This is a genomic window from Tahibacter sp. (assembly GCF_035481375.1).
In the GTDB taxonomy this organism is placed as follows: domain Bacteria; phylum Pseudomonadota; class Gammaproteobacteria; order Xanthomonadales; family Rhodanobacteraceae; genus Tahibacter.
The window spans coordinates 1-4242 of the sequence record NZ_DATIGT010000228.1 but is presented as its reverse complement, the minus strand read 5'-3'; the positions used below and the strand labels follow the sequence as shown (position 1 = coordinate 4242).

General features: G+C 68.8%; 2 protein-coding genes. One reads left to right on the top strand and one right to left on the bottom strand.

Annotated elements, in window-relative coordinates; all coding sequences use genetic code 11:
• Positions 1-1176: hypothetical protein (locus VLF18_RS14885; protein ID WP_325280420.1), on the bottom strand; the 1176-nt coding region annotated here is incomplete at its 3' end.
• Between the two features lie 625 nt (positions 1177-1801).
• On the opposite strand from VLF18_RS14885, the gene fusA reads away from it, so the two are divergent.
• Positions 1802-3814 (top strand): elongation factor G, encoded by a 2013-nt coding sequence (gene fusA, locus VLF18_RS14880; RefSeq protein ID WP_325280419.1) that lies wholly within the window; start codon positions 1802-1804, stop codon positions 3812-3814.
• The last annotated feature ends 428 nt before the right edge of the window (positions 3815-4242 follow it).

Sequence of the window (4242 nt, the reverse complement as noted above, 5' to 3'; positions counted from 1 at the left end):
GCACGCGGCCGGCACGCTCGCGAACGTCTGCGAGAACTGGTTCTGCGGCCAGGCCGCCGGCACGAGCGGGTCGTAACGGTTCGGCGCGAAGGTCGGCAGGTTCTGCACCTGCCACAGGTTTTCCCAGAGATACGAACCGAGGTTCGCCTTCGGATGCGTGATGTACGGATTCTCGCCGGCATGGCAGTCCGTGCAGACGCCGCCCTGGCCGCCGAGCAGTTCGTTGCCGCCGGCCTGGTAGCGGCCCAGCGGATCGACCGACAGGTTCGGCGCGCCGATCGGTATCGTCGCGTTGGCGGCGAACGAGAACGTCGTGCCGGACATCTGGTTGTCCCAGATGCAGACCTTCGAGGTGACCTCGCTGAGGCAGATCACGCCGTCGAGCGCGACGGTCGTCATCAAGTTGTTCGAATAGCGCGGCAGCGCGTAGCACATGCCCAGCGGCGACAGGCTGCGGTAGGTGCGCAGCTCGGCCGGCGTGCCGACGATGAATTGCAGCGCCTGCGGAATGAAGCCCTGCGATTTCCAGCCCGCGAGCCCGGCCGGATCCATGACGCCGATCGACGGCGGGATCGGCACGCCGGCGGCGATGCATTCGTTGGTATACGCGACGCCCGAATTCGTCGTCGCGGTCTTCACGCCGGCCTCGCCCTGCGCCTGCAGCGCGCGCACGTCGGCGAGCTTCTTCGCGAGCGGCGGCGCAAGCACGAACGGCACGCCCTGCGCGACGGCCTTCGCGGTCTCGTGTTCGCGCAGCTCGAACGTCAGCGCGAAATCGAGCGCGCGCAGCTTGCCGAGCGTGCGGTCGTCGTTCGTCTGCCGCTCCGAATTCGCATACAGCCATTCGAGCGCACGCTGTTCGAACACGAGTCGCGCCTGGCCCGACGCCGGCACGCCGTCGAACAGGTCCTTCTCGAACACCGCCAGCTCGAACGCCTTGCGCCCGGCGAGGCGCGAAGACAGATCGGCCCGATACCAGGCCTGGGCCTTTGCGACGAAGTCCTGCGTCGGCGTGATCTGCCGGCCGTTGGCCTCGAAGAAGGCGCCGTGGCCGATATAGGCGATCGGCTCATCCGGGACGGCGTGCGCCGGCCCGGTCCAGATGGCGCCGCCGACGCCGAGGCAACCGGCGGCGAGCGACGCGCACAACCACTGCGACAGCGTTCTGGCCTGCATGGATATTCTCCCGCTCTCGAAGGTGACGGCGTGACCGTGTCGCAGCACGATACGCCCGCCAGCGAATATGCGAAATATCCTTTAATACGTTTTGGTACTTTTTATGAAACAAATTAGTTTATTGAATCATTAAAAACTTTCATGGCACGGCGGTGAGCCGTTTGGCCGGCGTTTCCGTGCGAGGCGTGCTCGGCAATACGCCGCGGCCGCCCTCGCCGGGTTCCCGGCGACAGCCTGCCGCGACGGCCGCTGGTCGCGGCGGAGTCCTCCCCGGCTTGCAATCTTGACGGCCGCCTTCACCTTGCGCAGACTTCGCCGCCTTTCGTCCCAGGACACCCCGATGCCGGCCATGCCGCTGCTGATCTTGATAAAGACCCTGCGCCGCCAGTGCGCGGGCCGGGTGTGCCTGCGCCGATAGCCTCGAAGGACGTCCCGTCCTGATCGAACGCATCGCCGAGAACACCCGCAAGGGTGTTTTTTTTTGCCCCGGTTTTCCGATCCACACGCGCTGTACCGAGGAGAAGGTGTCGTGAATACCGCCGCTGAAGACACATCCACCTAGCCGCCGTCTCGTCGCCAACCGGGGCGTGCGGCCTCGATCGTTGGCACTTCAAGCGAGCAACTCATGAACCGCACTCCCCTTTCGCGTCGACGCAACCTCGGCATCATCGCCCACATCGACGCGGGCAAGACCACCCTCACCGAACGGCTGCTCTGGAAGGCCGGCGCCATCCATCGCATGGGCGAAGTCCATGACGGCGCCGCCACGACCGACTATTCCGAGATCGAGCGCGCACGCGGCATCACCATCGGTGCGGCCGCCGTGAACCTCGACTGGGCCGGACATCGCCTCACCCTGATCGACACGCCCGGACACATCGATTTCGCGATCGAAGTGGAACGTTCGCTGCGCGTGCTCGACGGTGCCGTCGCCGTGTTCTGCGCCGTCGCCGGCGTGCAGCCGCAGTCGGAAGCCGTGTGGCGCCAGGCGAGCCGCAACGGCGTTCCGCTCGTCGCGTTCGTCAACAAGATGGATCGCACCGGTGCGGACTTCGACCGCGTCGTCGCACAGATTCGCGAGCGCCTCGGCGCGCGCGCGTGGCCGCTGGGCCGGCCGCTCGGCGCCGAAGGCCAGCTGTACGGCTGGGTCGATTTCGTCGGCCGGCGCGTCGTGTCCTGGACCGACGAAGGCACTGTCGTCCGCGGCTGGAACGCCGATGACGAACGCGCGCACGCCGCGCTTCGCGACGCGCTCGTGGCGAGCGTGGCCGAGCACGACGACGCGCTCGCCGAAGCGTTCCTGCGCGATGCCGAGGTCGACGCCGCGCAGCTGAGTGCGGCCCTGCGCCGCGCCACGCTCGCCGGTGCCGGCGTGCCGCTCGTCGCCGGCTCTGCGTTCAAGACCAAGGGCATGGAACTCGTGCTCGACGCCATCGTCGACTACCTGCCCTCGCCGCAGGACCGGCCTGCCGTGCAGGCCGACGGCGATGCGGGCAGCGTCACGCTGCCGCCGGACACGGACGGGCCGCTCGCGGCGCTGGTGTTCAAGGTCGAACAGCAGGAACACGGACCGCTCGCGTTCGTCCGCGTGTACTCGGGACGGCTGCGGGTCGGCGACACGGTATGGGCATCGCACCGCGAGCGCAGCGTCCGCATCGGCCGGCTGCTGTCGATCCAGGCCGACCGCGGCAGCGATCTGCCGCAGGCCGAAGCGGGCGACATCGTCGCGGTGGCGGGCTGGAAGGACGCGGCCGGCGGCGAAACTCTGAGCGCGCCGGCACGTCCGCTGCGTCTGGAAGCGATAACGGTCCAGCCGCCGGTGCTGTCGTGGCGACTGACGGCCAAGGCCGGCGATCTGCTGCGGCTCGGTCAGGCCCTCGCGGTTCTGGCGCAGGAGGATCCGTCGTTCCATGCCGGCTCCGATGCCGATACCGGCGAGAGCCTGATCTGGGGCATGGGCGAACTGCATCTGGAGGTAAAAGTGGAACGTTTGCGAAATGACTGGGGCCTCGACGTGTCGGCCGGCGCGCCGCGCGTGGCCTACCAGGAACGTCCGCGGCGCGCGGTGCACGGCGTCGAAGGCAAGCTCGACAAGCAGAACGGCGGCGCCGGCCATTTCGCACGCGTGCATCTGAACCTCGTGCCGCGCGAGGACGACGCGATCGTCTTCGCCGACTGCACGCGCGGCGGCGTCGTGCCGGCGGCCTTCGTCGCCGCGGTCGAGAAAGGCGTGCGTGCGGCGCTGGCCGAAGGTCCGCAGGGTTTTCCGGTGGTCGGCGTCGAAGTGACGCTGGTCGACGGCCAGACCCATGCCGTCGACTCGACCGACCAGGCCTTCCAGCGTGCGGCGGCGCAGGCCGTGCGCGCCGCGCTCGGGGAAGCGGGCACGGGCCTGCTCGAACCCGTGATGGCCGTCGACGTCGACACGCCAACCGGCTATCTCGGCGACGTGCTCGGCGACCTGCAGCGCCGCGGCGGCCGCGTCGGCGGCATCGGCGAGCGCGACGGGAACAGCGAGGTCCAGGCGCGTGCGCCGCTGGCGCGTCTGTCGGGCTATACGACCGCACTGCGTTCGCTGACCCAGGGCCGTGCCTCGGCGACGATGCGCTTCGACGGCTACGAGACCGCCGTTGCGTGACTGGCGATCCAGGGAGCCGCAAGGCTCCCTGGATTTTTCGGGGCCGGCAGCGCAGCCAGTGCATTTCATGACATTGTGGATACGTAGACTTTGACGCCGCTGTCGAGATGGGACCCGGCGCCGCCGAGCGCGCTCCCGCGGTAGTCCGGTAGCCCGGATTACCACCGATCACCGTGTTGCCGTTCAGCGTGGAATCGACCGGCCGCACCGAGCCATGGGTGGAGAGCGCGCCGGTGCCGGCGCTGCCCCCGAACCTGCCGGCGCACTCTGCGCCGGGTCCGCCGCCGGCGCCGTTTGCCGTCCTGCCCCACGCCGCCGCTGCCGCGAAGACGGCGTCCGCCGCGATGCGATTTGCTTCGTCGAAAGAACGACGGGTTGACTGCCGTGCCGACGCGTGTCCTGATCGGCTTCGCCACGCGGCACGCACG